The sequence below is a fragment of the Agrobacterium vacciniicorymbosi genome, assembly GCF_040427045.1.
In the GTDB taxonomy this organism is placed as follows: Bacteria; Pseudomonadota; Alphaproteobacteria; order Rhizobiales; family Rhizobiaceae; genus Agrobacterium.
In genome coordinates this window covers 270,754-297,234 of the sequence record NZ_JBETMF010000005.1, presented here as the reverse complement: position 1 = coordinate 297,234, position 26,481 = coordinate 270,754, and the positions used below count along the sequence as shown (strand labels likewise).

The following is a 26,481-nucleotide window of genomic DNA, read 5'->3' as shown; positions in this document are numbered from 1 at the left end:
GGACGCCATGGACCGTAAAGTCAAATACAAGCAATATACGATGCCGACAGGCGGGTGGGGTTCCCTTAAATCTGTCTTCGCGGATGCCGTTCAGCAGCGCGCGATCCGCACCGCTCCGGGGCTTCTCAAAGACCACAACAAGCTGGGCGGCTATATGTGCACCAGCTGCGCATGGGCCAAGCCGGGAAAGCCGCATCTGGGCGAGTTCTGCGAAAACGGCGCCAAAGCGACCTTCTGGGATTTGACCGCCAAGCGCACGACGCCAGAATTCTTTTCGCGCCACACGGTTCGCGAGCTTCTCAACTGGCCGGATTACGATCTTGAAAATCAGGGCCGCCTGACCCACCCCATGCGCTACGATGCGGCAAGCGACAAATACGTCGAGGTCAGTTGGCCGGAAGCCTTTGCCGATATAGGCCAGAAGCTGAAAGGTTACGACCCGGCCTCAGTGGTGTTTTATGCCTCCGGCCGCGCGTCGCTCGAAACATCCTACATGTATCAATTGCTGGCGCGGCTCTATGGTAACAACAATCTGCCCGACAGTTCCAACATGTGCCACGAGACGACATCCGTGGCGCTGCCGCAAAGCATTGGCACGCCGGTCGGGACCATTCTTCTGGAAGATTACGACCACACCGACTGCATCTTGTCCTTCGGGCAGAATGTCGGCACCAACGCGCCGCGATTGCTGCACAGCCTTCAGGAAGTGCGCGAGCGCGGCGCCCCGGTCATCGTCTTCAATCCGCTGAAAGAACGAGGCTGGCAGGAATTCGTCAATCCGCAGAGCCCCGTGCAGATGGCCACCAACAAGCCGACGCAAATCGCCACCCAATACTATCAGGTCAGCGCCGGAGGTGACATTGCTGTCATGATGGGCATGGCGAAACTGCTGTTTACCTGGGACGATGAGGCCAAGGCTCAGGGTAACAGCCGCGTTCTGGATGTCGAATTCATCGAACGCCACACCCACGGTTTCGAAGAGTTCGAGGAACGGGTTCGCGCGGCGGAGTGGACCGAAATCCTGCAGGTTTCTGGCCTCAGCTACGCATCCATCGAGGCTGCGGCGAAGACCTATGCGAAAGCCAATGCCGTCATTGCCATCTATGGCATGGGTCTGACCCAACACCGCTACGGCGTCAGCAATGTGCAGATGCTGATCAACCTTTTGCTGATGCGCGGCAATATCGGCAAGCCGGGCGCGGGCATCTGTCCCGTGCGCGGCCACTCGAATGTGCAGGGCCAGAGAACGGTCGGCATTTCCGAAAAGACCAAGCTGGTGCCGCTCGACCATCTGGCCGAGCAGTACGGTTTCGAGCCTCCCAGAGAAGACGGGCTGAACACGGTCGAGGCTTGCGAAGGCATCGTCAACGGATCGGTCAAAGCCTTTATCAGCCTTGGAGGCAATTTCGTGCGCGCCATTCCCGAGCGCGAATTGATGGAGCGGACGTGGCGGGAGATGGACCTCTCCGTCCAGATCGCGACGAAGCTCAACCGCAGCCATCTGGTGGTGGCGAAGACGACCTATATTCTGCCGACGCTGGTGCGCTCCGAAATCGACGAGCAACTGTCCGGCCCGCAGATCGTCACCATGGAGGATTCGACCACCTGCGTTCACGCCTCACGCGGCAAATACAAGCCCGCGCACGAGGCCTTGCTTTCCGAACCGCGGATCGTGGCCGAAATTGCAAAAAGCACCCTCACGCCCAACCCCAAAGTGCCATGGGAAGAGTGGGTCAATAATTATGCGCTGGTGCGAGATGCCATCGAGGCGACCTATCCAGAGCCATTTAGGGATTTCAACGCCAGACTGGATACGCCCGGGGGCTTCCCGCGCCCCGTTGCTGCCAGACACCGGGAATGGGAAACGGAGACGGGCAAGGCAAATTTCAAACTGCCGAAATCGCTCTGTTCCAGCTTCGCGGCCAGTGACGACCACGACATTCTGCGCCTCATCACCCTGCGGTCGAACGACCAGTTCAACACCACGGTCTATGGCTATGACGACCGCCTGCGCGGCATCCACAAATCCCGGATGATCGTGATGATGAATGCCGATGACCGCATTCGACTGGGCATCGAAAAGGATGGGCTTGCGCGAATGACGACCGCCGTCGATGACGGGATTTTGCGCACCATGACCGATTTTCAGGTCATCGACTACGACATCCCATCCGGAAGCTGCGCTGCCTATTACCCGGAATGCAATGCGCTTATTCCGCTGTGGCAATATGCGGAAGAAAGTAAAACGCCTGCCGCCAAATCCGTGCCGGTGCGGGTCGAGCGGGCCTGAGTACTTTCGCAGCCTGCAGAAACCTAACGGATACGAGCCTTGATCAGTGAAAAATAAAACACCCGCAAACATGTGTCGCGGGTGTTTTGAAGACCGATAAAAGATGCGTGCAGAAGCCTGTTACTGCACGACCTTTTGCGTCTGGCGCTTGGCACTATTGGACGTCAAATCCACCACATCGCCAACGATGGCTGCGGCTTCGTTTTGCAGAACGTCCTTTGCATTCTTGCGCGCGTTTTCAATCGCGATATTGGCGCTCAAGCTGCGTTCATTGGCTTGCAGACCATCGTCCTGTTCCGGTACCGTTCCATCGCCAGCCTGCTGACGCGCCTTGAGGCGGGCTGCCGTGGCGGCCATTTCCTTGCGGCGTTCCTCTTCGTTGAGAGAAATGGTGCGCTTTTCACGCTGAGCCTTCAGGTCGGCCACATCTTCGACAAAGCGCTTGTAATCGCGATCATCCTTGATGCGGGCATCGTGACGGCTTTTCAGCTGCGGAACCAGTGCCGCGATATTGCCTTCGGTGGCGTATTTCGCAGGCTTGATCTGGGTCCATGGCAAGGCGTTGTCATAGCTTGCCTCGCCCAGAACCTTGGGATCGGAAAAGCCCGGCAGCGGCAGATCAGGCGTTACGCCACGCAGCTGCGTCGTGCCGCCATCCACGCGGAAGAACTGCGCAATCGTCAGCTTCAGCTGGCCCAGCTGCGGCTTGTTGTTTCCTGCGGCACGGTCGAGGTCAACAACAGTCTGCACCGTACCCTTGCCAAAGCTCGGTTCGCCCACGATCACGCCGCGACCGTAATCCTGGATCGCTGCGGCGAAAATCTCAGAGGCCGAGGCCGAACCGCGATTGATCAGCACGCCAAGCGGGCCTTTCCAGACCGCTGCGGAAAGATCGTCGCTTTCGACCTTGATCGTGCCCTGTGCATCGCGCTGCTGCACGACAGGGCCCTTGCCGATAAACAGGCCGGTCAGTTCAATCGCCTCAGCCAGCGATCCACCGCCATTGTCGCGCAGATCGATCAGAACGCCATCGACGTTGTCCTGCTTCAACTCGCCCAGCAGTTTGGCGACATCGCGGCTTGCGCTTCTATAGTTCTTGTCGCCGTTGCGACGCGCCTCGAAATCCTCGTAGAAAGTCGGCAGCGTGATGACGCCGATCTGGTGTGTGACATCCCCGTCCTTGATCGGCAGAATGGTCTTCTTCGCGGCCTGTTTTTCAAGGCTGACCTTATCACGCACGAGGCTGATGACACGATGACCTGCACTATCGCCGGTTTCGGCGGGCAGAATATCCAGCCGCACAACGGAGCCCGTCGCACCACGGATCAGCTGCACCACCTCATCGAGACGGGTGCCGACCACTTCCTTGATGGCGCCGTCTTCACCCTGGCCGACGCCGATGATGCGATCACCGATGGCCAATTTACCGGACAGTTGCGCCGGGCCACCCGCCACCAGCTCACGAATGGTGGTGTAACCATCCCGCTCCTGCAGAACGGCACCAATGCCAACCAAGGAAAGCTTCATCGAAATATCGAATTCCGCCGATGCGGAAACGCCGAAATAATCCGTATGCGGATCGACCGCAGTCGTATAGGCGGCCATGAAAGACTGGAACACATCGTCGCTCTTATAAGGATAAACGCGGTCCAGAATGTTCTTGTAACGCTTGTCGAGCGTATCGCGGATGGCCGCATCCGCCTGACCCGCCAGTTTCAAACGCAGCCAGTCATTCTTGACACGCTTGCGCCAAAGCTCGTGGCTCTGCTGTTCGGATTGCGCCCAGGGCGCGTCTTCGCGGGAAATCGGGAAATCTTCATTGACCGTAAAATCGAAGCCCTGGCTGAGCAGGCTACGCGCATAGGTCATGCGCTCCACGACGCGCTGTGTGTATTTGTTGAAGATCGAAAACGGAATCTCCAGATCCTCACTGGCGATCGCATCATCGATATTTTTGCTGTCCTTCATGAACTGGTCGATATCGGCCTGCATGAACAGCATGCGATCCGGGTCCAACGATTTGATGAACTTGTTCATGACCTTGACGGACAGAGCATCATCAAGCGCGACCGGCTTATAGGCATATCGTTCCAGAAACTGCGCGCTGAGATTTGCGGCCTGAGCCTGGCTCGGCACCGGCTCCAGCGTTGGCGGCGCGGCGGGTTCCTGAGCGTAGACTGGCAACGCGATGGAAAGGATGAGGCCAAAGACGAGGTACTTTATGCGCATTCCGCATGATCCTGATTGTTATGCTGAAACAGCTCTTATCCTATCTTGACGCAGAATTGCGATATTTAGAACCCGGTAACGGATCGCTTTTCGGTGATGCGAATGAAATAGGATGTAAAAACCTGCTGGATATCGTGGCGCGGCGGTAAGCAGAGTGATTGCGAGCCGAGAGTTGGGCGCAAATCACGAACCAGGATCGGACGTGACAATGGGGATAAACCATGTCCATCCCCATCGCTTCATTTTAGACTTTTACAGCACCATACAGACCGAGTTCGTCTGGCTGGAAAAGCGATGCAGTTATGTCTTCCAAGCCTTCTTCATCTGAAATTCCGGCCTCTTTTTTCAAAGCCTTGGTGACTTTGTCATTGCCTTCAGGATCACTCGCACTGTTGATAACGTCGTCAATCGAAACTCCGAGCTTATCGAGCCCCAGCTCTTTTTCGAGAGCGATGACCGCAGCCTCTCCCTGTTCGATTCTCAGCTTCCCCAGTGCTCTCTGCATCGCATTTACGAAGTCTGTTCTCGTGTCATAGTCCTTCTGATCGACGCCCAAGGCTTTACCCGTTCGATCAATTAAGTCGAGCTTGAGTTTGTTCACGTTGACATGATGGACACTGTAAATGGCGCTGGAAATCTTGGTTTCCGCTTCTGCCGATGTATCGGGGCGACCAATCTTCGTCTTGCTATTGCTTGCAATACCAACCAGATCGTCTTTCGGCTGGGGTTTTTCCTGCTCTACGCCGTTCGGGGAATTTGTTTTTTGTAAAATAAGGAGAGCGCTCGAATTTTGACTGGAAATTATCGTCATTTCATATCCTCCGCTTGGCCTCCAATCGCTCATCGCAGGAAACCAAGACGTTGCTCCTGCCTGATGCAAGAGCTAAAATAAAATGCGATTCTACTATAGCGCGAATATTTGATATTGTAAAATGAACTAGAAGTATTTTCTCTCACCGGCGAAAATCTTGTCGCTTAACCTCGGGAGATAAACTGGCCTGCTACAGACACCCGACTTTCAACGAACCTCGATAGCTTCGATCAAACGGCTGACATAGGCTGAAAACACCGTCACCATGTCGAACTCTTCCGGCGATCTGAGCCATAGCATCTGAAGCCCGTCCATCATGCTGATCAGTTCGGCGGCAATGGAATGGGGATCGATGTCTTGCCTCAACTCGCCAGCCGCCATGCCTTTTTGAAAGGAAGAGACGAGGTTTTTCTGCAGGTGGCTGACGCGGGCGGCAAACCATGCGCTGGCGGGGTGGTCTGTCGTCAGGCTTTCGGCGTTGAGAACGGCAAATACCTGTACGACGCTGGGGATTTTCTGGTTGGCTCTGGCAATTTCGACAAGGCCGAGCAGCACTTTTCGCCAGTCCGCATATTCTTCACCGACGGCGGAGGCGCTTTCGATGTCGCGCTTTTCCAGAATGGCAAGGAGCAGATCCACTTTCGTCGGAAAGTAATGGAGCAGGCCCGGCAGCGACAGCCCCACCTCTGCGGCTATGGCTGCAAAGGACGCGTTTTGATAGCCATCCTTGGCGAAATGCTGCATGGCGGCAGCGAGAATGGCCTCCCGGCGAATCATGCCTTTGGGGGATTTCCGCTTTTTGCCGGGCGCTAAATCCGGCGACATCGCCTCTTTCATTTCATCCGTCATATCTGCTGTTTCCCCCATTCCAATTGCACCTTTAGCCTTGAAAGGCCCTGCGCGTAAACGTTTTAAGAATCATGCGATGGTCCGTTGCGGCACAGAAAAAAGTTGACTCCCCGCCATAACCGAGTAGTCGGTAGGTTTAACACGAAGTTCGGTGGAGGACGACGTTGTTATCGAATGTATTGCGGTGGAGGTTTTCAAAAATGAGTATTGCAACCCCAAATCTCGGTGCGCAGCCTTCTAAAACGGGCGATGAGCGCTCGGTCGGCCTGCCATTCATTCTCACTTACGGCCTTGCGAGTGTCGGCTTTTTTACGGCGGTCATGACGCCGGTTGCGATGACGCTGGCCATTCGGGTCAACACGCTCGATCCGGTGAGCAAGGGCGCAAGCCTTGGCACCATTTTAGGGCTCGGTGCGCTTTTCGCTCTTCTGGCGAACCCTATTTTCGGTCAGCTTTCAGACCGCACGCGCTCCCGCTTCGGTCGGCGTAAACCCTGGCTGGTGGCCGGCGTCGTCGTCGGCAGCCTTGCTCAGATCGTGATGGCCTATACATCCAGTCTTATTGTCATCGGCATTGCCTGGTGCGTCATCCAGACCGCATACAACGCCATGCTGGCAGCGCTTGTGGCAACCGTGCCGGATCAGGTGCCGGAACATCAGCGCGGTCTGGTTTCTGCCCTGGCAGGCATGTCGATCTATATCGCGCTGTTGATCGGCAGTGGCATTCTGGCGCTGACGGGAACAGCCAGCAATGCGATGTTTCTCATTCCAACAGCCATCGGGTTGATCTCGGTTCTCGTCTTCGTTCTGGTGATTGAAGACCGTCCTTTGACTGATGCGCCGCAGAAAACAGCGCCCGGCCTGTCCGAACTGTTGGGCAGCTTCTGGGTTAATCCCGTCAAGCACCCGGACTTCGGCTATGCCTGGCTCAGCCGCTTTCTGGTGTTTTTCGGCTTTGCCGTGCTGACGTCCTATCAGGTCTATTATCTTATGGATCATTTGAAGATTGCCGAAGCTGACATTGGCGACATCATGTTCGTTTCGACACTGATCACCGCCATCTGCGTTGTCGGTTCGTCCTTCGTTTCCGGCTCCATGTCGGACCGCATCGGTCGCCGCAAGGCTTTCGTGCTGGTGGCGGCGCTGACCTATGCGCTGGGGATCGTGGTCATCGTTTTCGCAAAAGACCTGACGATGTTCTACAGCGGCATCGCGGTCACCTCTATTGGCTTTGGCGTCTATATGGCGGTCGATCAGGCCCTCGTCGTGGATATCCTGCCAGACCGGGAAACCCATGCGGCCAGAAATCTCGGCGTTCTCAACATCGCCAATGCCGTCCCGCAATCCATCGCCCCGGCTGTGGCACCCTTTCTTCTCGCCATCGGCAATGCGGGAGGCCAGAATTATGGTGTCCTCTATGCTGCTGCGGCCATCAGCGCCTTTCTGGGCGCGCTGGCCATCGCCCCCGTGCGCGGGGTTCGCTGACACCATGTCAGGACGCGCCGTTCATGACGGCGCGTCTCTTTTTCACTCGCATGAAAAACATCGGAGGCTCGTATGATCGAGAATATCCTGAACCAAATGACGCTTGAAGAGCAGGTTTCGCTGCTTGCCGGTGCCGATTTCTGGACGACAGTGCCGGTTGAGCGTCTTGGCGTTCCCAAGATCAAGGTCACGGATGGCCCCAATGGCGCGCGCGGTGCCGGATCGCTGGTAGCCGGTGTCAAGGCAGCCTGCTTTCCCGTGGCCATCGCACTGGGTGCTACCTGGAACCCGGCGCTCGTGAAGCGCATGGGCGTTGCATTGGCAGGTCAGGCGAAAAGCAAGGGCGCGTCCGTTCTGCTGGCGCCCACCGTCAATATTCACCGCTCGGGCCTGAATGGCCGCAACTTCGAATGCTATTCCGAAGACCCGTTGCTAACGGCGGCTCTCGCCGTTGCCTATATTCAGGGCGTACAGAGCAAGGGTGTGGCCGCGACGATCAAGCATTTCGTCGGCAATGAATCCGAAATCGAACGTCAGACAATGTCTTCGGATATCGATGAGCGCAGCCTGCGCGAACTCTATCTGCTGCCCTTCGAACAGGCGGTAAAGAAGGCTGGCGTGATGGCCGTCATGTCATCCTATAACCGCCTCAACGGCACCTATACAAGCGAACATGAGTGGCTGCTGACACAGGTGCTGCGCAAGGAATGGGGCTTTGACGGCATCGTCATGTCCGACTGGTTCGGCTCGCATTCCACCGCACCAACGGTCAATGCCGGTCTGGACCTGGAAATGCCTGGCCCAAGCCGCGACCGTGGCGAGAAGCTGGTTGAAGCCGTGCACAAGGGCGAGGTCAAGGCGGAAACCGTGCGCGAGGCTGCGCGCCGTATTCTGACACTTCTGGAGCGCGTCGGTGCATTCGAAACCGCGCCTGATCTTACCGAAAGCTCTCTTGACCTTCCCGAAGACCGCGCGCTTATTCGCCAGATCGGTGCCGAAGGTGCCGTGCTGCTGAAGAACGATGGCATTCTGCCTTTGGCCAAGACCACGCTCGACAGCATCGCCGTTCTCGGCCCCAATGCCGCCGAAGCCCGCGTGATGGGTGGTGGCAGCGCACAGATCGCCGCGCATTATACGGTCAGCCCGCTTCAGGGTATCAAAGCTGCCCTTTCCAATGCCAACAGCGTCCACCACGCCGCAGGCTGCAGCAACAACCGCCTGATCGAAGTTTTCGCAAGCGAAATGCAGGTCGATTACTTCAAGGGCAGACAGTTGGAAGGCGCGCCGGTTCACAGTGAAACGGCTGTTAAGGGCGAGTTCTTCTGGTTCGACCTGCCCTCGGCAGAGCTCAACCCGGCAGATTTCTCGGCCCGGATCACCGCGCGCTACGTGCCGTCCGACAGCGGCGAGCATGTCTTCGGCATGACGAATGCAGGCCTTGCCAAGCTCTATGTGGATGGCGAGATGGTGGTAAATGGTTTTGATGGCTGGGAACCCGGCGACAATTATTTCGGCACCGCCAACAGCGAACAGCGGCAGTCGCTGAAGCTGGAAGCCGGGCGCAGCTATACGGTGACAATCGAATATTGCTCCCCTGCCGCGACTGCCGACGGCATTCACCTGACCGCCATTCGCTTCGGCATCGAAAAGCCGCTGGGCGATGCCGCGATCGAAGAGGCCGTAGCCAAAGCGGCGGCTTGCGATGTCGCACTTCTCTTTGTCGGACGTGAAGGCCAGTGGGACACCGAAGGCCTCGATCTGCCCGACATGCGCCTTCCCGGTCGTCAGGAAGAGCTGATAGAAAAGGTTGCCGCCGTCAACGCCAACACCGTCGTCGTGCTACAAACCGGTGGACCGGTGGAAATGCCGTGGCTGGGCAAGGTCAAAGCCGTTCTGCAATTGTGGTATCCGGGCCAGGAACTCGGCAACGCGGTGGCCGACGTTCTCTTCGGTGATGCGGAACCCGGCGGACGCCTGCCGCAGACCTTCCCGAAATCGCTTTCGGACAATTCCGCGATCACCGGCAATCCTCTCGTCTACCCCGGTCAGGATGGGCATGTGCGTTATGACGAGGGCGTCTTCGTCGGTTACCGTCACCACGATACCCATGGCGTAGAGCCGCTTTTCCCCTTCGGTTTCGGTCTGGGCTACACGCAATTTGCCTGGGGCGAGGCCAAGGCATCGTCCAGCGTCATGAGCGAGGACGGCATCACCGTCACGGTGGATGTGACCAATACGGGTGAGCGCAAGGGCTCTGATGTCGTGCAGCTTTACGTGCGTGCGCTGGGTTCTTCCGTCTCCAGACCGGAGAAAGAGCTGCGGGCTTTTGCCAAGCTCGAACTGGCAGCGGGCGAAACAGCGACCGCAACGTTGAAGGTGACACAACGCGATCTCAGCTTCTTCGATGTGGACGCGAAAGCCTTCCGTTCGGATGAAGGTCAATATGAACTGGTGATTGCCGCAAACGCTGGCGATATTCGCGGCCGCATCCTTATCGACAACCCGACGCTATGGCTCGGTCAGGTCTCGGACACGTCTATCTAAGGGCGTGTCCCCTTCGCTTCCCGTCTTGGGAATAGACGTTTCAAAACAGAAAGCCGCCCGTAAAAATCGGGCGGCTTTTTTATTACGCCAAAAGCTTGTCGAAATCGACGCTGGTGTCGGTTCCTGTCGGGGACGGATAGGAAAAGCGGTCGAATTCCCGGTAGCCGCTGTCGCTCCAGAACCGCAATGTGCCCGCCGTCTGTGCATCCGCATGCAGATAGGCGGCATTGTAATTCAGGGTCTTCGCCTCGTTTTCCAAGATGCGGACAATACGGCTTCCAAGGCCCATCCGCCGCACGGATGCATCGAGATAGACGCGCACGATCTGGCAGACATTTTCCATCGCATCATAACGCTGCGCCAGACGGTTTGCCGTGTTCGGCTTTCGCGCCAGATCATAGAGGCCGCCGGTCGCTATGATCTGACCCTGAAGATTGCGGATGAGAAAGAAAGCGCCGCGGTTTTCGTTTGAAAACCAGCTATCTGCAGCCGCAAGAGCAAGCGAATCGAGATCGGCATGCCAGTCTGGATGATAAGGCGATGCCATAGACCTGCTGGATGACGCCAAGGCAAAAGGCCCGGGCATCCGCCCCAGTCTCGGCACATCCCTCACCGCTCAGGCGCTCGATTGGCAGCGTTTCGAATTCTGTCAACTTGCGTCATCTCCTGATGATTTTGGTCTTTCACCGCTTTATAAAACCGTCGTCTTTGCGGGTTATCTGCACGCGCAGCATCATTTTTAACGATTATAGCCACTCTGCCCAGCGAACTTTTCGGTGTTTGCCCGGTTTTCATGACGGGAGGAAAAACCATGTCGACACAGCTTCTTGCGGGACGTCAGTTTCTCGTGGTGGAGGACGAATATCTCATAGCCTCGGACATATTGATGACCCTTGAGGAGGCAGGCGCCAGAGTTTTCGGGCCGATCTCGGATGTAGAACGGGCGGTTGAGGTGCTGGCCGATCCCGGCTTCAAACTGGACGCCGCCATTCTCGATATCGATCTGGGAGGGCAGATGGTTTTTCCTGCCGCCGAATTGCTGATCAAGCACAAGACGCCCTTCGTCTTCATTTCTGGCCTTGAGGACCTCTCAGTGCCGGAAGCCTTCGCCGCGACGCCGCGCCTGTCCAAACCTTACCGCACGGCTGATCTTATATCCCTGCTCCAGTCTGTTGGACCGCAGAGTGGAGCGAACGGCGTCTGAGCGTGAAGGTTGGGGGGCAGGAAGTTGCGGCAGTAGACGGAGCGGGTTGGCTTCGGCCTTGCCCGTCTAACGGGCCAAACCGAAACCTCTATCCACCTTTGGCAATATATCGCTGCCACTCTGTTCTTGGAGCGTCTCCATCCGTCGGATTCCAAAAGGTGCCGCCGGCTAAATAAGGGCCAAGGGCTGGCCCTTAGTCACGAGCAGTTACCCCCATCATTCGAACGAGATCACCACATCGCCTGCCTGAAGGTAATCACCTTCCTTGACGCGCAAGCGGACCTTGCCAGCTTTCGGCGCGGTCAGTTGTGTTTCCATTTTCATGGCTTCCATGACAGCCACGAGATCGCCCTCTGACACGGCATCACCATCCGCCACCTTGAAAGACTGCAAGGTGCCGGAAACTGGCGCCGTGATCCCATCTTCCTGCGGCTTTGCGGATGAGGTAGCGGCAGGACCATTGCTGCCCACTCCACCAAGGCCCGAAAGCAGCAGATGCGGCAGGCCGACGCTGACGCGTTTGCCGTCGATCTCGAGCCAAGTGCGGGTGATGGACGCATCCTCTGCAGGAGCGGGACGCTCCATCGCATCGGGCATGTCGGCAAAATCGGTTTCGATCCAGCGGGTGTGAACCTTGAAACCGTCCGTGCCGATGAAATCATCCGTGTCGATTGCGGCGCGGTGGAACGGCAGAACGGTGGCGATGCCGTCGATGCGGAATTCCTTCAGGGCGCGGCGGGCGCGGCGCAGGACCTGATCGCGGTCCACGCCCGTAACGATGAGCTTTGCCATCAGCGAGTCAAAAACGCCTGATATGGTGGAGCCTGATACAACACCGCTATCCAGACGGATGCCCGGGCCGGATGGCGGATCGAAAACCGTGATCGCGCCGGGTGTCGGCAGAAAGCCGCGACCGGGGTCTTCGGCATTGATGCGGAATTCCATGGAATGGCCGCGCGGCTCCGGCGTTTCCACAATGCGCAGCGGATGACCTTCCGCAACGCGGAACTGCTCGATGACGAGATCGATGCCCGTCGTCTCCTCGGTCACCGGATGCTCCACCTGAAGGCGGGTGTTGACTTCGAGGAAGGAAATCGTGCCATCGACGCCTAACAGGAATTCCACCGTGCCGGCGCCGGAGTAACCCGCTGCGGCGCAGATCGCCTTGGCCGCCTCATGGATTTTCTGGCGTTGCTCAGGTGTCAGGAAGGGCGCTGGCGCTTCTTCGATGAGCTTCTGATTACGGCGCTGGAGCGAGCAATCGCGCGTGCCCAGCACGACCACATTGCCGTGCTTGTCGGCAATGACCTGCACTTCGATGTGGCGCGGGCGGTCAAGGAACCGTTCCAGAAAACATTCGCCGCGTCCGAAGGCAGCTGTGGCTTCACGCACGGCGGATTCGTAGAGATCGGCGATCTCTTCCATTTTCCACGCAACCTTGATGCCGCGTCCACCACCGCCATGCGCAGCCTTGATGGCAACCGGCAGGCCGTGTTGTTCTGCGAATGCGACGACCTCAGCCGAGGTCGAAACCGGACCGTCGCTGCCAGCAACGAGCGGGGCACCAACGCTGGTGGCGATGCGCCGCGCTTCGACCTTGTCGCCCAGCACCTTGATGACATCAGGATCAGGGCCGATCCAGATCAGCCCCGCATCGATAACAGCCTGTGCAAACTCCGCGCGCTCGGACAGGAAGCCGTAGCCGGGGTGAACCGCATCGGCACCGGAGCGCTTGGCAATGGCAATCAGTTTTTCGATATCGAGGTAGGTTTCGGCAGGGCGCACACCCTCCAGCCCATAGGCCTCATCCGCCAGACGCACGAAAAGCGCATCCTGATCGGGATCGGCATAGACGGCCACGGAGGCGATATCGTAATCCCGGCAGGCGCGGATGATGCGCACCGCGATCTCGCCGCGATTGGCGATCAGCACTTTTTTCATGGCTTGTCTCCCGAAATTTCTGTGTTCTTTTTTACCGGAATGTCCGTGAATGGCCCGAGCGGGCGAAACTGGATTTTGGCGTTGATGGGTATCTGACCGGCCAGATCGAGGTGATATTCCGCAACGGCGCCGATGACAGGATATCCACCCGTCAGCGGGTGGTCGGCCAGAAACAGAACTGGCTGACCGCTATGCGGAATCTGGATTGCGCCGGTGGCCGTACCTTCGCTCGGCAGTTCTGCACTGTCCTTGCGTTCCACCGGCACCTCGCCTGCAAGGCGAATGCCGACGCGGCTGGACTGCGGCGTGACCTGCCAGTGCTGGCTTGTCAGCGTTTCGATGCCCGTTTGCGTGAACCAGTCGGTGCGCGGCCCGTAGACGACATCAAGCGTGACGACGTCGCCTGCCTTGGGCAGATCGAAAGCTGGAACCTCATCGATGGAGACACTGGAAAGTCCGCTTTTTTCATCGCGCAGATTGACCACGGAACCGGCCACCACACTCTCCGGTCCAACGACGGCCAGTGTATCGGTAGCAGAACTGCCCAGAACCGGCGCGACATCGAAACTGCCACGGACAGCGAGATAACAGCGCATGCCAGCCGAGGGATTGCTGAACGTTACGACATCGCCGGGTTCCAGCGAGATCGGCGCATAGGGGGTGGCTTCGAAGCTGTAGGCTTCAGATTTCACGGTGATCGTACAGGACGCGCCCGCAACGCCGATCACGGCGCGGCTTGAACTCCTGAAGGAAAAGCCGCCAAGCGTGAGTTCAAGGCAGGGAGTATTCGCCGGGTTACCGACGATGCGGTTTGCAGCGTTGAAGGCCGAACGGTCAAGAGCACCGGAGGCGGAGACGCCCTGCCCTGTCTGCCCGAAACGTCCGAGGTCTTGGAAGACTGCGGGCATGGGTGCTGCCAGCACTTCGAAATGTGCGGCATCACTGTTTGCGACAGCTTTGGCAGTAGCAGGTTTGGCAGCGGGAGCCTCGATGCTGCGTCCCGCCTTATCCATGTCGAAAAACCGGACACGGTAACCGGGCTGGAAGAGTGCACCCGGTTCGCGTTCGATATCCCACATTTTCAGTGGCGTGGTGCCAAGGATTTGCCAGCCGCCGGGGCTGTTTTGCGGATAGACGCCGCTGAAGGCACCGGCGAGCGCAACCGATCCGGCTGGAATACGGGTGCGTGGGCTTTGGCGGCGCGGCACATGCAGCGCGGGATCGCCACCCACGAGATAACCGAAGCCGGGGGCAAAGCCGCAAAAGGCAACGGTGAATTCGCTGTCCGTATGACGTCGAATGACCTCTTCGACGCTGAGCCCCGTCAGTTCAGCGACATCGGCCAGATCCTCGCCATCATAACGCACCGGAATTTCGACCAGCTTGTCGGATGGCGCAATCTTGGCAGAGAGATCGCGCGTGGCGATTTCGCCAGCCAAGGCTTCCGCCGTGATCCTCTCCGGCCGGAAACGGATCATCAACGTGCGGGCTGCCGGAACCGTCTCCTCGATACCGTCGATAGGGTCGGCCTCAAGCGATGCGAAGAGCGCAAGCGTCTGATCGAGATCGGCTAGCTCCACCAGAATGGTCGTGAGGCTGACGGGTAAAAAGCGCATCTTGTCCTCACGCATGATAGGCGGAATCGGGAATGTCGGTGATGAACATATGGCCGGGAGAATGGGTGATGGCAAAGGGTACGCCCGACGCCATGACCGCCGCCTGTGGTGTTACTCCGCACGCCCAGAAGACCGGCACTTCGCCGGGTTCGATCCGCACCGCATCACCAAAGTCAGGCTTGCCAAGATCGGCAATGCCGATTTCTGCTGGCGACCCGACATGCACGGGTGAACCGTGGACGGCGGGAAAGCGCCCGGAAATCGTCGCCGCATCCGCCACGCGCGAGGCGGGGATGGGACGCATGGACACGACCATGTTGCCCTTCAACCGACCTGCCGGACGACAGGGCTGATTGGTGAGATACATCGGCACATTGCACTTGTCCGTCATGTGGCGGATTTCGATGCCAGCTTCCACCATCGGCGTCTCGAAGGTGAAGCTGCAGCCGATGAGGAAGGCGACGAGATCGTCCCGCTCGGCCCATGCGCTGGTGGCATCCGCCGTTTCCTCGACCAGCTTGCCGTCGCGCCAGATACGGTAGAGCGGCAGATCGGTGCGAAGATCGGCACCGGGCGCAAGCAAGGTGGTCGGCACGCCCGGGTCGGACACATCCAAAACCGGACAAGGCTTGGGGTTGCGCTGCGCATAGAGCAGAAAATCGAAGGCCCAGTCGCGCGGCAGCACAATCATATTGGCCTGCGTGAAACCGGGGGCAATGCCGGATGTGGGCGCGACCAGACCGTTGCGGTAATCGGCCCGCGCCTTGCGGGCGGCTGTCGCATCCGTGTGGTTGAGATAAGATGTCGGGATCGTCATGGACGCTCCTTATGTGCTGGACGCGAAAGAACGGATATCGATGCCTTCGGCTTCGAACCGCTGCCTGATTTGCTGGGCAATGGCAACCGCGCCGGGACTATCGCCATGAACGCAGATGGATTGCGCCTCGATCTTGATGCTGCTGCCATCGATGGCTTCGAGCGTGCCTTCGCGGGCAAGCTGCACCATGCGGCCAGCAATTTTCTCCGCATCATGCAGCACCGCACCAGCCTCACGACGGGACACGAGCTGGCCTTGCGGCGTATAGGCGCGGTCGGCAAAGGCTTCCGCCACCACCGACAGGCCGGATTTGCGGGCAAGGTCGAGAATGGGCGCATTGGCCAGCCCCATCAGCACCAGCGATGGGTCGATGGCCTTGATGCCATCGATAACCGCCTGCCCCTGCTTTGAGTCATTGGCGATGCGATTGTAAAGCGCGCCATGCGGCTTGACGTAACGCACCGTTGTTCCGGCAGCGGCTGCAATGCCTTGCAGCGCGCCGATCTGGTAGATGACATCGGCAATCAATTCTTCCGACGTCACATCCATATCGCGCCGACCGAAGCCGACGCGGTCTGGATAGGAGACATGGGCTCCAACGACGACACCGTTTTCGGCGGCGGCTTTGACCGTGCGGTAAATGCCCGAGGGATCACCCGCATGGAAACCGCAGGCGATGTTGGCGCTGGAAACGACTGATAGCATCGCGCCATCGTCTCCCATGCTCCATGCACCGTAGCTTTCGCCAAGATCGCTGTTCAGATCGATGGAAGCCATGTCTCTCTCCTCATGCCGTCAAAAGTGCAAAAATGGGACCGATGGAGTTGTAGCCCATGTACCAGGTCAGTGCACAAACGATGATGCCGAGTACCAGAAGCCAGCGCGGATAACGATAGCCAGCCATCAGATCGGATCTTGCCCAAGCCGCGTAGATGAAGATGGACAGACCGATTGGAAGGATGAGACCGTTGAGGCCACCGACGAAAACCAGCATCTGTGCGGGCGGCGTGGTGATGACCAGATAGAAGAACAGCGAGACAGCGATGAAGATCACGGTTGCGATATTGCGACCGCGCTCGGTGATGTCCTTGTTGAAGACGGTGATGAAGGAAACCGATGTATAGGCAGCGCCGATGACGGAGGTGATGGCAGCGGCCCACAGAACCACGCCGAATATTCTCAGACCGATATCGCCTGCCGCGACCTGGAAGGCCTGCGCCGCAGGATTGGCACCTTTTCCAGAAACGTCGATCACAACGCCGTTGGCGACAACGCCCAGAATGGCAAGGAACAGCACATAGCGCATGACGCCTGTGACGGCGATCCCCGTCAGGGCAGCACGATTGACGGCACCGAGGTTCTCGGCACCAACCATGCCCTTGTCCAGCAAGCGATGCGCGCCGGAATAGGTGATATAGCCGCCAACGGTGCCTCCGACGATGGTGGTGATGGTTGCGAAATCGATGGTGGATGGCAGGAAGGTCTGGAACAGCGCTTCACCGACTGGAGGGCCGGACGCGAAGGCAACATAGATCGTCAGAACGATCATCAGAATACCCGCGAAGATGATGAACCGGTCAACCGCCATGCCTGCGCGTTTGGACAGGAAGATGCCGATAGCCAGAAGTGCACTTAGCGCTCCGCCCCACTTCGGATCGAGACCCAGCATAGCGTTGAGGCCGAGGCCGGAGCCGCCGATATTGCCGATGTTGAAGAAGAGACCACCGACGATGACCAGAATGGCCAGAACGTAACCCGAGCCGGGTATCGCTGCATTGGCGATATCGGAGGCCCGCATGCGGGTCAGCGTTACGATTCTCCAGATGTTCAGCTGTACGACGAAATCAATCAGGATCGACGCAAGGATGGCGAAAGCGAAGGCCGAGCCGAGCTTTGCGGTAAAGGTCGCCGTCTGCGTGATGAAACCGGGCCCGATGGCCGAGGTCGCCATCAGGAAGATCGCGGCCGTTAGCGACGCGCGCCTGGATTTGGCAAATTCGACAGTTTGGGCAATTTTTGTTTGCTCCATGGATGTTCTCCGCTCCATTGGCAATCCGCCCCTCGCGGATGCATTGAGGGGATTTTGGCCGCATCTACAAAATTGTCAATATTGTTGAACAATTAAATTCTATCGTTCTTTCATTCTGCGCAATATTTGGGACGAATGCGTTGAAAATAAGCAGGATTTTTACGTGTACTGCTCATAATTTGTGGTATTGCAACCGATATACAGGACGCCAACAACCGCGATTGCCCGCCACAGACGATCAGATGAAGGACCGCCATGACTGAACCTTTGCCGCTAGCGGACCGCGTGGCCAAAGACATTCGCGATCTTCTGATCATTGGTGCGCTGACGCCTGGCCAAAGACTGTCGGAAGCCGCCTTCAGCGAACGTCTGGATGTCTCGCGAAACTCCCTGCGGGAGGCCTTTCGGCTTCTGACCAAGGATGGGCTGCTGCGGCACGAGGCCAATCGCGGCGTGTTCGTCTCAGTGCCTAGCACGGAACAGATCATCGATATCTACCGCGTGCGACGCATGCTGGAATGTGGCGCCCTGCGTCAGGCCTGGCAGAAACATCCGTCGGTGGCCACCATGCGGCAGGCGGTGGAACATGCCAAGAAACAGCGCGAGTTGGGTGACTGGCGTGAAGTCGGCAGCGCCAATATGCGCTTCCACGCCGCCGTGGTCGATCTTTCCGACAGCAGCCGATTGAGCGATTTTTACGCGCGTGTCGCAGCCGAACTGCGCCTCAGCTTCGGGCTTCTGAACGATCCGGAACAGTTGCATTCTCCCTTCGTGGATATGAATGACCAGATACTCGGCCTCGTTGAAAGCAGCAAAGTGGCGGAAGCGGCATCGCAGATGGAGCTTTATCTGAACCTTTCCGAGCGCACCGTGCTGAAAGCGCTGGAACGCGCCGGGAAATAACTGCCCTATCCTGCACTGCGACATAGCAGTGGAAAGCGGCGGGCCAATATGCCATGACGGGCCGGGAATGCTGCCAAAGACGTGACGTCAGACGCAGCACCGGTTGCCAAACTGAATGAGTACGCCATGCAGGAAAACACCAACGGCTCCGTCATTGTTATTTCCAGCCACGTCATGCGTGGCTCCGTCGGCAACAGGGCCGTCGTTTTCGGGTTGGAGACCCTCGGTTTCCCGGTCTGGGCCGTTCCGACCATCGTCATGCCCTGGCACCCCGGCCACGGACCTTCGACGAGGTTGCGCTTCGACAACGGCGAATTCGACAAGGCCATGCAGGATTTGGCCGGCTCCAAATGGGCGGGCGAAGTCCGCGCCATCCTGACCGGCTATTTCGGCAGCGCCGATCAGGTGCACTCCGTCGCCCGGCTCATTCGAAGCATGAAAGAGCGCAACCCCGACCTCATCTATGTCTGCGACCCCGTGATGGGAGACAAGGGCGGGCTTTATGTGCCGATTGAAACGGCACAGGCCATTCGTGACGAGTTGGTGCCGCTGGCAACCGTCTGCACGCCCAACCGCTATGAGCTGGCATGGATGAGCGGTGCGGAGCTTGAGACCAACAACGAGATCATGGATGCGGCTTTGGCGCTTGGACCGGCGAAGATGCTGGTAACATCAGCCGTGCCGATGATGGCGGGCGGTATTGGCAATCTTTTCCTCAGCGGCCGTCACGCGCTGCTGGCCGAGCATCGCGCCATTGAGAATGTGCCGAATGGTCTTGGCGATCTTCTCGCCGCGCTGTTTCTGGCGCGGTTGCTGCAAGGCATGGACGATGAAAAAGCGCTACAACTGGCAACCGCCAGCGTCTTCGAAGTGCTGGCGCGCACCATGAAACGTGGCGTCAATGAGCTGACTTTGGAGACGGATGCGTCCAGTCTTTCCACACCCATGGCCATGGTTCAGATGCGTCATCTCTTGCATCCTTCGCGAAGCAAGCGCAAATAGCGGAGCGAAAAACGGGTTTCAACATAGGCCGGTTCATTGACGAGCCCGGCCACAAGACAACGGTACTGCGATATCATGAGCGATTTTCCAGAATACCTTCTCACCGGCTACACCAACTTCATGACCGGGCGTTACACCGATGAGCGCGAGAGATATCGCGCACTGGCAGATACCGGCCAAAAGCCGCAGACCCTCATTATCGCCTGTTGTGACTCCCGTTCCGCACCGGAAACCATTTTCGATTGCGGCCCGGGAGAACTCTTCGTCATGAGAAACGTCGCCAATATGGTGCCGCCCTTCGAGCCCGACGGCCAGTTCCACGCGACATCCGCGGCCATCGAATATGCCGTGCAGGTTTTGAAGGTCAAAGACATCGTGGTCATGGGCCACGGTCGTTGCGGTGGTATTCAGGCCGCGCTCGACCCCAACTTCGAATCCCTGTCGCCTGGCGATTTCATCGGCAAATGGATGAACATGGTCAAGTCAGCCGCCGAGCAAATCCAGAGCAACGACGTGATGACCGCCTCCGAGCGCCAGACTGCGCTGGAACGTGTGTCCATCCGCAATTCCATCAGCAACCTGCGCGCCTTCCCCTTCGTCAAGGCGCAGGAAGTGGCAGGCAAGGTCAAGCTGCACGGCGCCTGGTTCGATATTTCCACCGGCGAATTGTGGGTGATGGACGGCAAAACGGGCGACTTTCGCCGCCCGAATGCCTGATCAAGAACAGTGAAGCTATCGTTATGCTCACGACGCCGTCACCACGCACCTGATGCGGGGTGACGGAAGAGACCTCTAGGCCTATTGACCGTCGATAGCCTTGCCGATGTAAGCAATCGACTGCTGGTAAACGCTTGCCGCGTTCCAGCCCTGAATGGCAGAGAAGTTCGTCTGGCCCTGCTGATATCCCGCACCGCGCTGCCAGCCGTGACCGACGAGGAAGTTGGCGGTGGATGCCAGAGCATCGGCACGCGAGCCGACCAGATCGATGCGACCGTCACGGTCGAAATCGACGCCGTAGCGCACGACGTTGAGCGGCAGGAACTGCGTCTGGCCGATTTCGCCATGGGCAGCGCCCTTTGCAGTGATGCTCAGATTTCCGCTTCCCACCAGTTTCAGGGCTGCGTAGAGCTGTTCGGTGAAGTAGTCCGAGCGACGGCAGTCATAGGACAGCGTAGCGACGGCAGACAGCGTGTGCTGGTTGCCCATGAAGCCGCCGAAGCCGGTTTCCATGCCCCAGATGGCCAGAAGCGGGCCAGCTGGCACGCCGTAAGCGCGCTCGATATTGGCAAACAGCGCTGCATTGTTTTTCTTCATGGCCTTGCCACGAGAAATGATAGCCTGGCCGCCACGCTTCTGCATGAACTGGTCGAAGGAGAGTTTGAAGCTGTGCTGGCCACGGTCCGCACGGATCGTTGCCTGATTATAGGATACATTCGAGAAGGCACGGTCCAGAACGGAGGCGCTGACACCACGGCCAGCCGCTTCCTGCTTGAACGCGCCGACCCAGGCATTGAAGCCTGCCGATGTATTGCCGCATTGCGCCGCCAGAACCGGCGTCGCCGCCAGTGCCGCAACCATTACCACGCCAACGGAAAAAGCTTTCATTGCCCGCATCAGAATCTGCCTTCAATATTTTGGGATTATACCCAGCCCTGTCGCAACACCACAGAGAATTCGCCGAGTTTCAAATTGCCTAGCTATGTCATAACCGGCAAATAAACTGCCCGTGATAACAAAACATCAGAAAACCCGCCCATTCTAGCAGTGTAATGGACGGGTTATAGTTAATGTTTATTAAAAAACCGTATCAGGCTGCGGCCTTGCGCGGCTTGATCAGGCCACGATTGACGAGAAGCTCGGCAATCTGGATGGCGTTGAGGGCAGCGCCCTTGCGAAGGTTGTCGGAGACGACCCAGATGTTGAGACCGTTTTCAACGGTTGCGTCCTCGCGGATACGCGAAATATAGGTCGCATCTTCGCCAGCGCACTCGACGGGGGTGATGTAGCCGCCGTTTTCATGCTTGTCGATGACGAGGCAACCCGGTGCTTCGCGCAGGATGTCACGTGCCTGATCGGCGGTGATTTCGTTTTCGAATTCGATGTTGACCGATTCCGAGTGACCGATGAACACAGGAACGCGCACGGCGGTGCATGTCACCTTGATCTTCGGGTCGAGCATCTTCTTGGTTTCGGCCAAAACCTTCCACTCTTCCTTCGTGTAACCATCTTCCATGAACACATCGATGTGCGGAATAACGTTGAAGGCGATGCGCTTGGTGAACTTCTTGGCTTCGATCGGGTCTGCCACGAAAACCGCACGGGTCTGCTGGAACAGTTCGTCCATGCCTTCCTTGCCGGCACCGGAAACGGACTGGTAGGTGGAGACGACGACGCGCTTGATCTTGGCGAAATCATGCAGCGGCTTCAGGGCAACGACGAGTTGCGCCGTGGAGCAATTGGGGTTGGCAATGATGTTTCGCTTGGTGAAGCCTTCGATGGCATCGGCGTTGACTTCCGGCACGATCAAAGGAACGTCCTGATCGTAGCGCCATGCGGACGAGTTATCGATAACGACGCAGCCCTGCGCGCCGATCTTTGGCGACCACTTCTTGGAAACATCGCCACCAGCCGACATCAGGCAAATATCCGTATCGGAGAAATCGTAATTCTCCAGATTGGAAACCTTCAGCGTGCGGTCGCCGTAAGAAACTTCCGTGCCCTGGCTGCGGGCAGAGGCCAGAGGAACGACTTCGTCTGCTGGAAACCCGCGCTCGGCGAGAATATTGAGCATTTCACGACCGACATTGCCGGTAGCGCCTGCGATTGCAACTTTGAAACCCATGATAAAGCTCTCTTTCTGCCTCTCCTCTTTTTGGTGAGGGGAACCCGCATGACTGCGGCTTCCTTCTTCCCCGACCAAACCGGGGAGAGAGCGGCGGGCCAGAGACGTTAGACGGTTTTAATCGTCGTTTTGGCCGTAATTCGGATGAAACCAGAAAAGCGCGACAGATCACCGGCAGGCTCTGCCGGATTGTGCATGACAACCATGTCGTGGACATGTCTGATCAAGATCGTGCTCCTTTTCGTGGCAAAGCTATTATGGTGTTTGTCTTTTCTGTCAAGCGCAAACAGATGGCAATTCCGTTCGGACGCAGGCAAAGCCGCGCGGGATCGCAAGATTTATGATGCTCAACATTAGACTAAAGTCATAAGCCGAAAGCATCGCTCTTCCTTTTGTTAATTTTCTGTCAATCTGTGGTCAGGTGCATCGCGCCGAAAGGGCAGCCTGGAGGAGAGTCGGGCTGCTGCGATGTGTCGTTTTGACATCTGTGGAGGACAGACAATGGCGAATGTAGCAACGGCGACAGCGGAGAAGGCCCGTCCCATGACGGGGGAAGAGAAGAAGGTGATTTTCGCCTCTTCTCTGGGAACAGTGTTCGAGTGGTACGACTTTTATCTTTACGGCTCGCTGGCCATCTATATCGGTGCGAACTTCTTCAGCCAGTATCCGGAAACGACGCGCAACATCTTCGCACTTCTGGCCTTTGCCGCAGGCTTTCTCGTCCGTCCTTTCGGCGCGCTGGTGTTCGGGCGTCTTGGCGATATCGTCGGACGTAAATACACCTTCCTCATCACCATTCTGATCATGGGTTTTTCGACCTTCGTGGTCGGCATTCTGCCAGGTGCAGCGCAGATCGGCATCGCAGCCCCCATCATCCTCATCATCCTGCGCATGCTTCAGGGCCTGGCGCTGGGCGGTGAATATGGCGGTGCGGCAACCTATGTGGCTGAACACGCGCCCAATGGCCGCCGCGGTTATTACACCTCGTGGATTCAGACCACCGCAACGCTCGGTCTCTTCCTGTCTCTCGTCGTCATTCTGGGCGTCCAGTTTGCCGTCGGTCGTGAGGCCTTTGCCGATTGGGGCTGGCGCATTCCGTTCCTGCTGTCCGTCATCCTGCTCGGCGTGTCGGTCTGGATTCGTCTGAAGATGAACGAATCCCCTGCCTTCAAGAAGATGAAGGAAGAGGGCAAGACATCGAAAGCACCGCTCAGCGAAGCCTTCGGCCAGTGGAAGAACGCCAAGATCGCCATCATCGCCCTCGTCGGCGCCGTCATCGGTCAGGCTGTCGTCTGGTACACGGGTCAGTTCTATGCGCTGTTCTTCCTGCAAAGCATTCTGAAGGTCGACGGGCAGTCCGCCAACATCATGGTTGCCTGCGCCCTGCTTCTCGGCACCGGCTTCTTCGTTCTGTTCGGCTGGCTCTCCGATAAGATCGGCCGCAAGCCGATCATCATGGCAGGTCTCGTTCTGGCCATGCTGACCTACTTCCCGCTGTTCAAGGCACTGACATGGGCAGGTAACCCTGCACTCGCACAGGCTCAGGCCTCTGTTCGTGCGACCGTAACCGCTGCGCCTGGCGATTGCCGCTTCCAATTCAACCCGACTGGCACGGCGAAATTCACCACGTCCTGCGATATTGCCACCTCGTTCCTCACCAGAAACTCGGTGCCATACGATGTGGTGAATGGTCCTGCCGGCCAGCCCGCAACGGTCAAAATCGGTGACAAGACGATCACTGGCTACGACGCCGTCGCAGCGGGTGCCAATGCCGCCGCCAATGACCGGGCGTTCCAGAAGCAGATCAACATCGCACTTCATGACAGCGGTTATCCGCTGGTGCGTGGTGCCGCACAGGTGCCGGCTGCCAAGCTCGACGCCTTTATTGCTGCAAACCCTGAACTCGGCCTCAATGCCGATGCGGTTCGCGCAACACCGGCAAAGACGGTGCCAGCCGACAAGCTCGTGGCAGACAAGCTGATGACACCTGCGGAACTGAATGGCGCGGCAGACATGGCCGTCTACACCGTGGCTGGCGGTGGCGCCTTTGCCATGGTTGCCGATCCTGCGGCGGTCAACTGGATCGTCATCATCGCTGTTCTCACCGTACTCGTCATCTATGTGACGATGGTCTACGGCCCGATTGCAGCATTGCTGGTCGAACTCTTCCCGACCCGCATCCGCTACTCCGGCATGTCCCTGCCTTACCACATCGGTAACGGCTGGTTCGGTGGCCTTCTGCCCGCAACCGCATTCGCCATGAGTGCCGCCAAGGGCGATATCTACTACGGCCTCTGGTACCCGATCGTCTTCGCAGGCATCACACTGGTCTTCGGCCTGCTGTTCCTGCCAGAAACCAAGGACCGTGACATCCACAAGATGGAATAGTCTGCTGAAATGAAGGCACGCCTTCGCCCTCGACGTCATCCTCGCGCTTGTCCCGAGGATGACGACAGGGAAAGCCTAATAATGAAAAACCCGGTGATGATCTCGCCGGGTTTTTGTTTCTGAATCAGGCTGAAAGCTTTTGCAACTCGCCATTGACAAAATCCCGCCAGTCACGGTTCTGAACCAGCTCCGGCAAGAACAATCCCTCGACAGCGAAAAACGCGGCTGAAGGGTCATTGCCATCCACCCGCTTCGCCGCCGCCAGAATCTCATCGCGGCGTGGGTCGTTCAAATCACCGCGCTTGTGGATGGACGCAATCCAGAGCGCGACGACATAAGCGAATTCGGCAGCGTTACCGCCAGCCTCCAAGGTTTCCACTGCTGCTGCCAGAATGCGTTGCGGCAGTTTCTGGCTTGTATCCATGGCAATCTGTTCGTTGCGATGGGCAATGGTTGGGTTGGCGAAACGTTCGAGAAGCTGGTTTCTGTAGAATGGCAGATCGATGCCGGGAACCGGCTCCAGCGTTGCCGCAGCGGCCTGCATGTGCCGCTCGACGATTTGAACGAACTCCGGCACGGCCATGACGTCTCGAACGAACTCCAGATCATGCAGAATGCCCAGATGTGCGATCAATGTGTGAGAACCATTGAGCAATCGCAGCTTCATGTCTTCGTAAGGGGCAACCGCCTGTGCAAACACCGCGCCCGCCGCTTCCCATCGAGGTCTGCCGGACACGAAATCATCCTCGATCACCCATTGCATGAAGGGTTCGGTGTCGAGCGCTAAACTGTCTTCCACGCCCAACACCTGCGCTGCGCGCGCGCGCGTTTCATCCGTCGCGGCGGGCACGATGCGATCCACCATGCTGCATGGGAACCTGCCCTCTTCTTCTATCCAGCGCGCCAGCCCGGCGTCTCGCCGCCGCGCCATGTCCAGCACCAGACGGCGCACCACATGGCCATTAGATGGAAGATTATCGCAGCACAGAACCGTAAAAGGGGAAATGCCCCGCTCCCGGCGTCTGACCAGCCCCTCCACCAGAAAACCGATGGCACCGACAGGTGCCTGCGGGTTTGCAAGATCCGCGGCGATGGCAGGATGCTTGAGATCAAGGCCGCCCGTCACAGGATCGAGCCCATAGGCCTTTTCGCTCACCGTCAACGTCACGATGCGAATATCCGGGCTGGAGAGATAGTCGAGCACATCCTCCCGCTGGTCCGCTGCGCACAGCCAGTCAACCGTCGCGCCGATGACCTCGGCGCTGTCACCTTCAGCACTGCGCACCATGATGGAATAGAGCCCGTCCTGCTCAGCCAACGCCTTGACCGGCTCAGCCGAGCGCAGATTGACGGCAACGATGCCCCAGGGGCCAAAACTCGTTTCCAGCGCTTTTTGTGTGTAGACGGCCTGATGGCACCGATGAAACGCGCCAAGCCCGATATGGACGATGCCCGGTTTCAGCGCCTTGCGATCAAAGGCTGGAACCGAGACAGCCGCAGGCAGGGCGGCGGAGTTGGAAAGTCTGTTCATG

The 26,481-nt window shown here is 58.1% G+C and carries 20 protein-coding genes; 8 read left to right on the top strand and 12 right to left on the bottom strand.

The window, feature by feature from the left end; all coding sequences use genetic code 11:
* The first annotated feature begins 7 nt into the window (after positions 1–7).
* On the top strand, positions 8–2,290 hold the full coding sequence (locus ABUK73_RS10630; RefSeq protein ID WP_353577249.1) for an FdhF/YdeP family oxidoreductase: 2,283 nt from the start codon (positions 8–10) through the stop codon (positions 2,288–2,290).
* A gap of 120 nt (positions 2,291–2,410) precedes the next feature.
* Here the strand turns inward: ABUK73_RS10630 and ABUK73_RS10625 are convergent, their stop codons facing one another.
* The 3 genes from ABUK73_RS10625 to ABUK73_RS10615 form a co-directional block, all read right to left on the bottom strand.
* Positions 2,411–4,519, bottom strand: a complete 2,109-nt coding sequence (locus ABUK73_RS10625; protein ID WP_353577248.1) for a carboxy terminal-processing peptidase — start codon at positions 4,517–4,519, stop codon at positions 2,411–2,413.
* 244 nt (positions 4,520–4,763) lie between these two features.
* Positions 4,764–5,330 carry a hypothetical protein gene (locus ABUK73_RS10620; protein WP_353577247.1) on the bottom strand — a complete coding sequence of 189 codons (567 nt, stop codon included), beginning with the start codon at positions 5,328–5,330 and terminating at the stop codon, positions 4,764–4,766.
* A gap of 207 nt (positions 5,331–5,537) precedes the next feature.
* Positions 5,538–6,167, bottom strand: coding sequence for a TetR/AcrR family transcriptional regulator (locus tag ABUK73_RS10615; RefSeq protein ID WP_454892357.1), 630 nt, complete (start codon positions 6,165–6,167; stop codon positions 5,538–5,540).
* Positions 6,168–6,379: 212 nt separating this feature from the next.
* Between ABUK73_RS10615 and ABUK73_RS10610 the strand changes: the two genes are divergently transcribed.
* A complete protein-coding gene (locus ABUK73_RS10610; RefSeq protein ID WP_353577246.1) occupies positions 6,380–7,663 on the top strand; it encodes an MFS transporter in 1,284 nt (427 codons plus the stop codon).
* A 72-nt stretch (positions 7,664–7,735) separates the two neighbouring features.
* Positions 7,736–10,207, top strand: coding sequence for a glycoside hydrolase family 3 C-terminal domain-containing protein (locus ABUK73_RS10605; RefSeq protein ID WP_353577245.1), 2,472 nt, complete (start codon positions 7,736–7,738; stop codon positions 10,205–10,207).
* An 82-nt stretch (positions 10,208–10,289) separates the two neighbouring features.
* On the opposite strand, the gene ABUK73_RS10600 is transcribed toward ABUK73_RS10605, so the two are convergent.
* Entirely contained in the window at positions 10,290–10,754 is a 465-nt protein-coding gene (locus ABUK73_RS10600; RefSeq protein WP_353577244.1) for a GNAT family N-acetyltransferase, read from the bottom strand.
* A 264-nt stretch (positions 10,755–11,018) separates the two neighbouring features.
* Between ABUK73_RS10600 and ABUK73_RS10595 the strand changes: the two genes are divergently transcribed.
* Positions 11,019–11,411, top strand: a complete 393-nt coding sequence (locus ABUK73_RS10595) for a response regulator (RefSeq protein WP_353577243.1) — start codon at positions 11,019–11,021, stop codon at positions 11,409–11,411.
* Between the two features lie 216 nt (positions 11,412–11,627).
* Here ABUK73_RS10595 and ABUK73_RS10590 read toward each other — a convergent pair whose 3' ends face one another.
* From ABUK73_RS10590 to ABUK73_RS10570, 5 genes are read right to left on the bottom strand one after another with little or no spacing between them, the layout of a single operon-like run.
* Entirely contained in the window at positions 11,628–13,352 is a 1,725-nt protein-coding gene (locus ABUK73_RS10590) for an acetyl/propionyl/methylcrotonyl-CoA carboxylase subunit alpha (RefSeq protein WP_353577242.1), read from the bottom strand.
* Positions 13,349–14,968: a 5-oxoprolinase subunit B/C family protein gene (locus ABUK73_RS10585; RefSeq protein WP_353577241.1), complete on the bottom strand. Its 1,620-nt coding sequence runs from the start codon at positions 14,966–14,968 to the stop codon at positions 13,349–13,351. Before ABUK73_RS10585 ends, ABUK73_RS10590 begins: the two co-directional genes overlap by 4 nt.
* A 7-nt stretch (positions 14,969–14,975) precedes the next feature.
* Complete coding sequence (locus ABUK73_RS10580; RefSeq protein ID WP_353577240.1) at positions 14,976–15,785, bottom strand: putative hydro-lyase; 810 nt, start codon at positions 15,783–15,785, stop codon at positions 14,976–14,978.
* A 9-nt stretch (positions 15,786–15,794) separates the two neighbouring features.
* Complete coding sequence (locus tag ABUK73_RS10575; RefSeq protein ID WP_353577239.1) at positions 15,795–16,562, bottom strand: LamB/YcsF family protein; 768 nt, start codon at positions 16,560–16,562, stop codon at positions 15,795–15,797.
* A 10-nt stretch (positions 16,563–16,572) separates the two neighbouring features.
* The gene (locus ABUK73_RS10570) at positions 16,573–17,814 is read right to left on the bottom strand and encodes an NRAMP family divalent metal transporter (protein WP_353577238.1); all 1,242 of its coding nucleotides are present in this window, start codon (positions 17,812–17,814) and stop codon (positions 16,573–16,575) included.
* A 255-nt stretch (positions 17,815–18,069) separates the two neighbouring features.
* Here ABUK73_RS10570 and ABUK73_RS10565 point away from each other — a divergent pair, with 255 nt between their 5' ends.
* The 3 genes from ABUK73_RS10565 (at position 18,070) to ABUK73_RS10555 (ending at position 20,436) form a co-directional block, all read left to right on the top strand.
* On the top strand, positions 18,070–18,717 hold the full coding sequence (locus ABUK73_RS10565) for a GntR family transcriptional regulator (protein WP_353577237.1): 648 nt from the start codon (positions 18,070–18,072) through the stop codon (positions 18,715–18,717).
* Between the two features lie 126 nt (positions 18,718–18,843).
* Complete coding sequence (gene pdxY / locus ABUK73_RS10560; RefSeq protein WP_113086839.1) at positions 18,844–19,719, top strand: pyridoxal kinase PdxY; 876 nt, start codon at positions 18,844–18,846, stop codon at positions 19,717–19,719.
* Positions 19,720–19,794: 75 nt separating this feature from the next.
* Positions 19,795–20,436 carry a carbonic anhydrase gene (locus tag ABUK73_RS10555; protein ID WP_113086761.1) on the top strand — a complete coding sequence of 214 codons (642 nt, stop codon included), beginning with the start codon at positions 19,795–19,797 and terminating at the stop codon, positions 20,434–20,436.
* An 81-nt stretch (positions 20,437–20,517) separates the two neighbouring features.
* Here ABUK73_RS10555 and ABUK73_RS10550 read toward each other — a convergent pair whose 3' ends face one another.
* Positions 20,518–21,333 carry a lytic murein transglycosylase gene (locus ABUK73_RS10550; protein ID WP_113086760.1) on the bottom strand — a complete coding sequence of 272 codons (816 nt, stop codon included), beginning with the start codon at positions 21,331–21,333 and terminating at the stop codon, positions 20,518–20,520.
* A gap of 193 nt (positions 21,334–21,526) precedes the next feature.
* Entirely contained in the window at positions 21,527–22,561 is a 1,035-nt protein-coding gene (locus ABUK73_RS10545) for an aspartate-semialdehyde dehydrogenase (RefSeq protein WP_353577236.1), read from the bottom strand.
* 501 nt (positions 22,562–23,062) lie between these two features.
* Between ABUK73_RS10545 and ABUK73_RS10540 the strand changes: the two genes are divergently transcribed.
* Positions 23,063–24,949 carry an MFS transporter gene (locus tag ABUK73_RS10540; protein WP_353577235.1) on the top strand — a complete coding sequence of 629 codons (1,887 nt, stop codon included), beginning with the start codon at positions 23,063–23,065 and terminating at the stop codon, positions 24,947–24,949.
* Positions 24,950–25,073: 124 nt separating this feature from the next.
* Here the strand turns inward: ABUK73_RS10540 and ABUK73_RS10535 are convergent, their stop codons facing one another.
* On the bottom strand, positions 25,074–26,480 hold the full coding sequence (locus ABUK73_RS10535; RefSeq protein WP_353577234.1) for a mannitol dehydrogenase family protein: 1,407 nt from the start codon (positions 26,478–26,480) through the stop codon (positions 25,074–25,076).
* Position 26,481 lies beyond the last annotated feature (1 nt).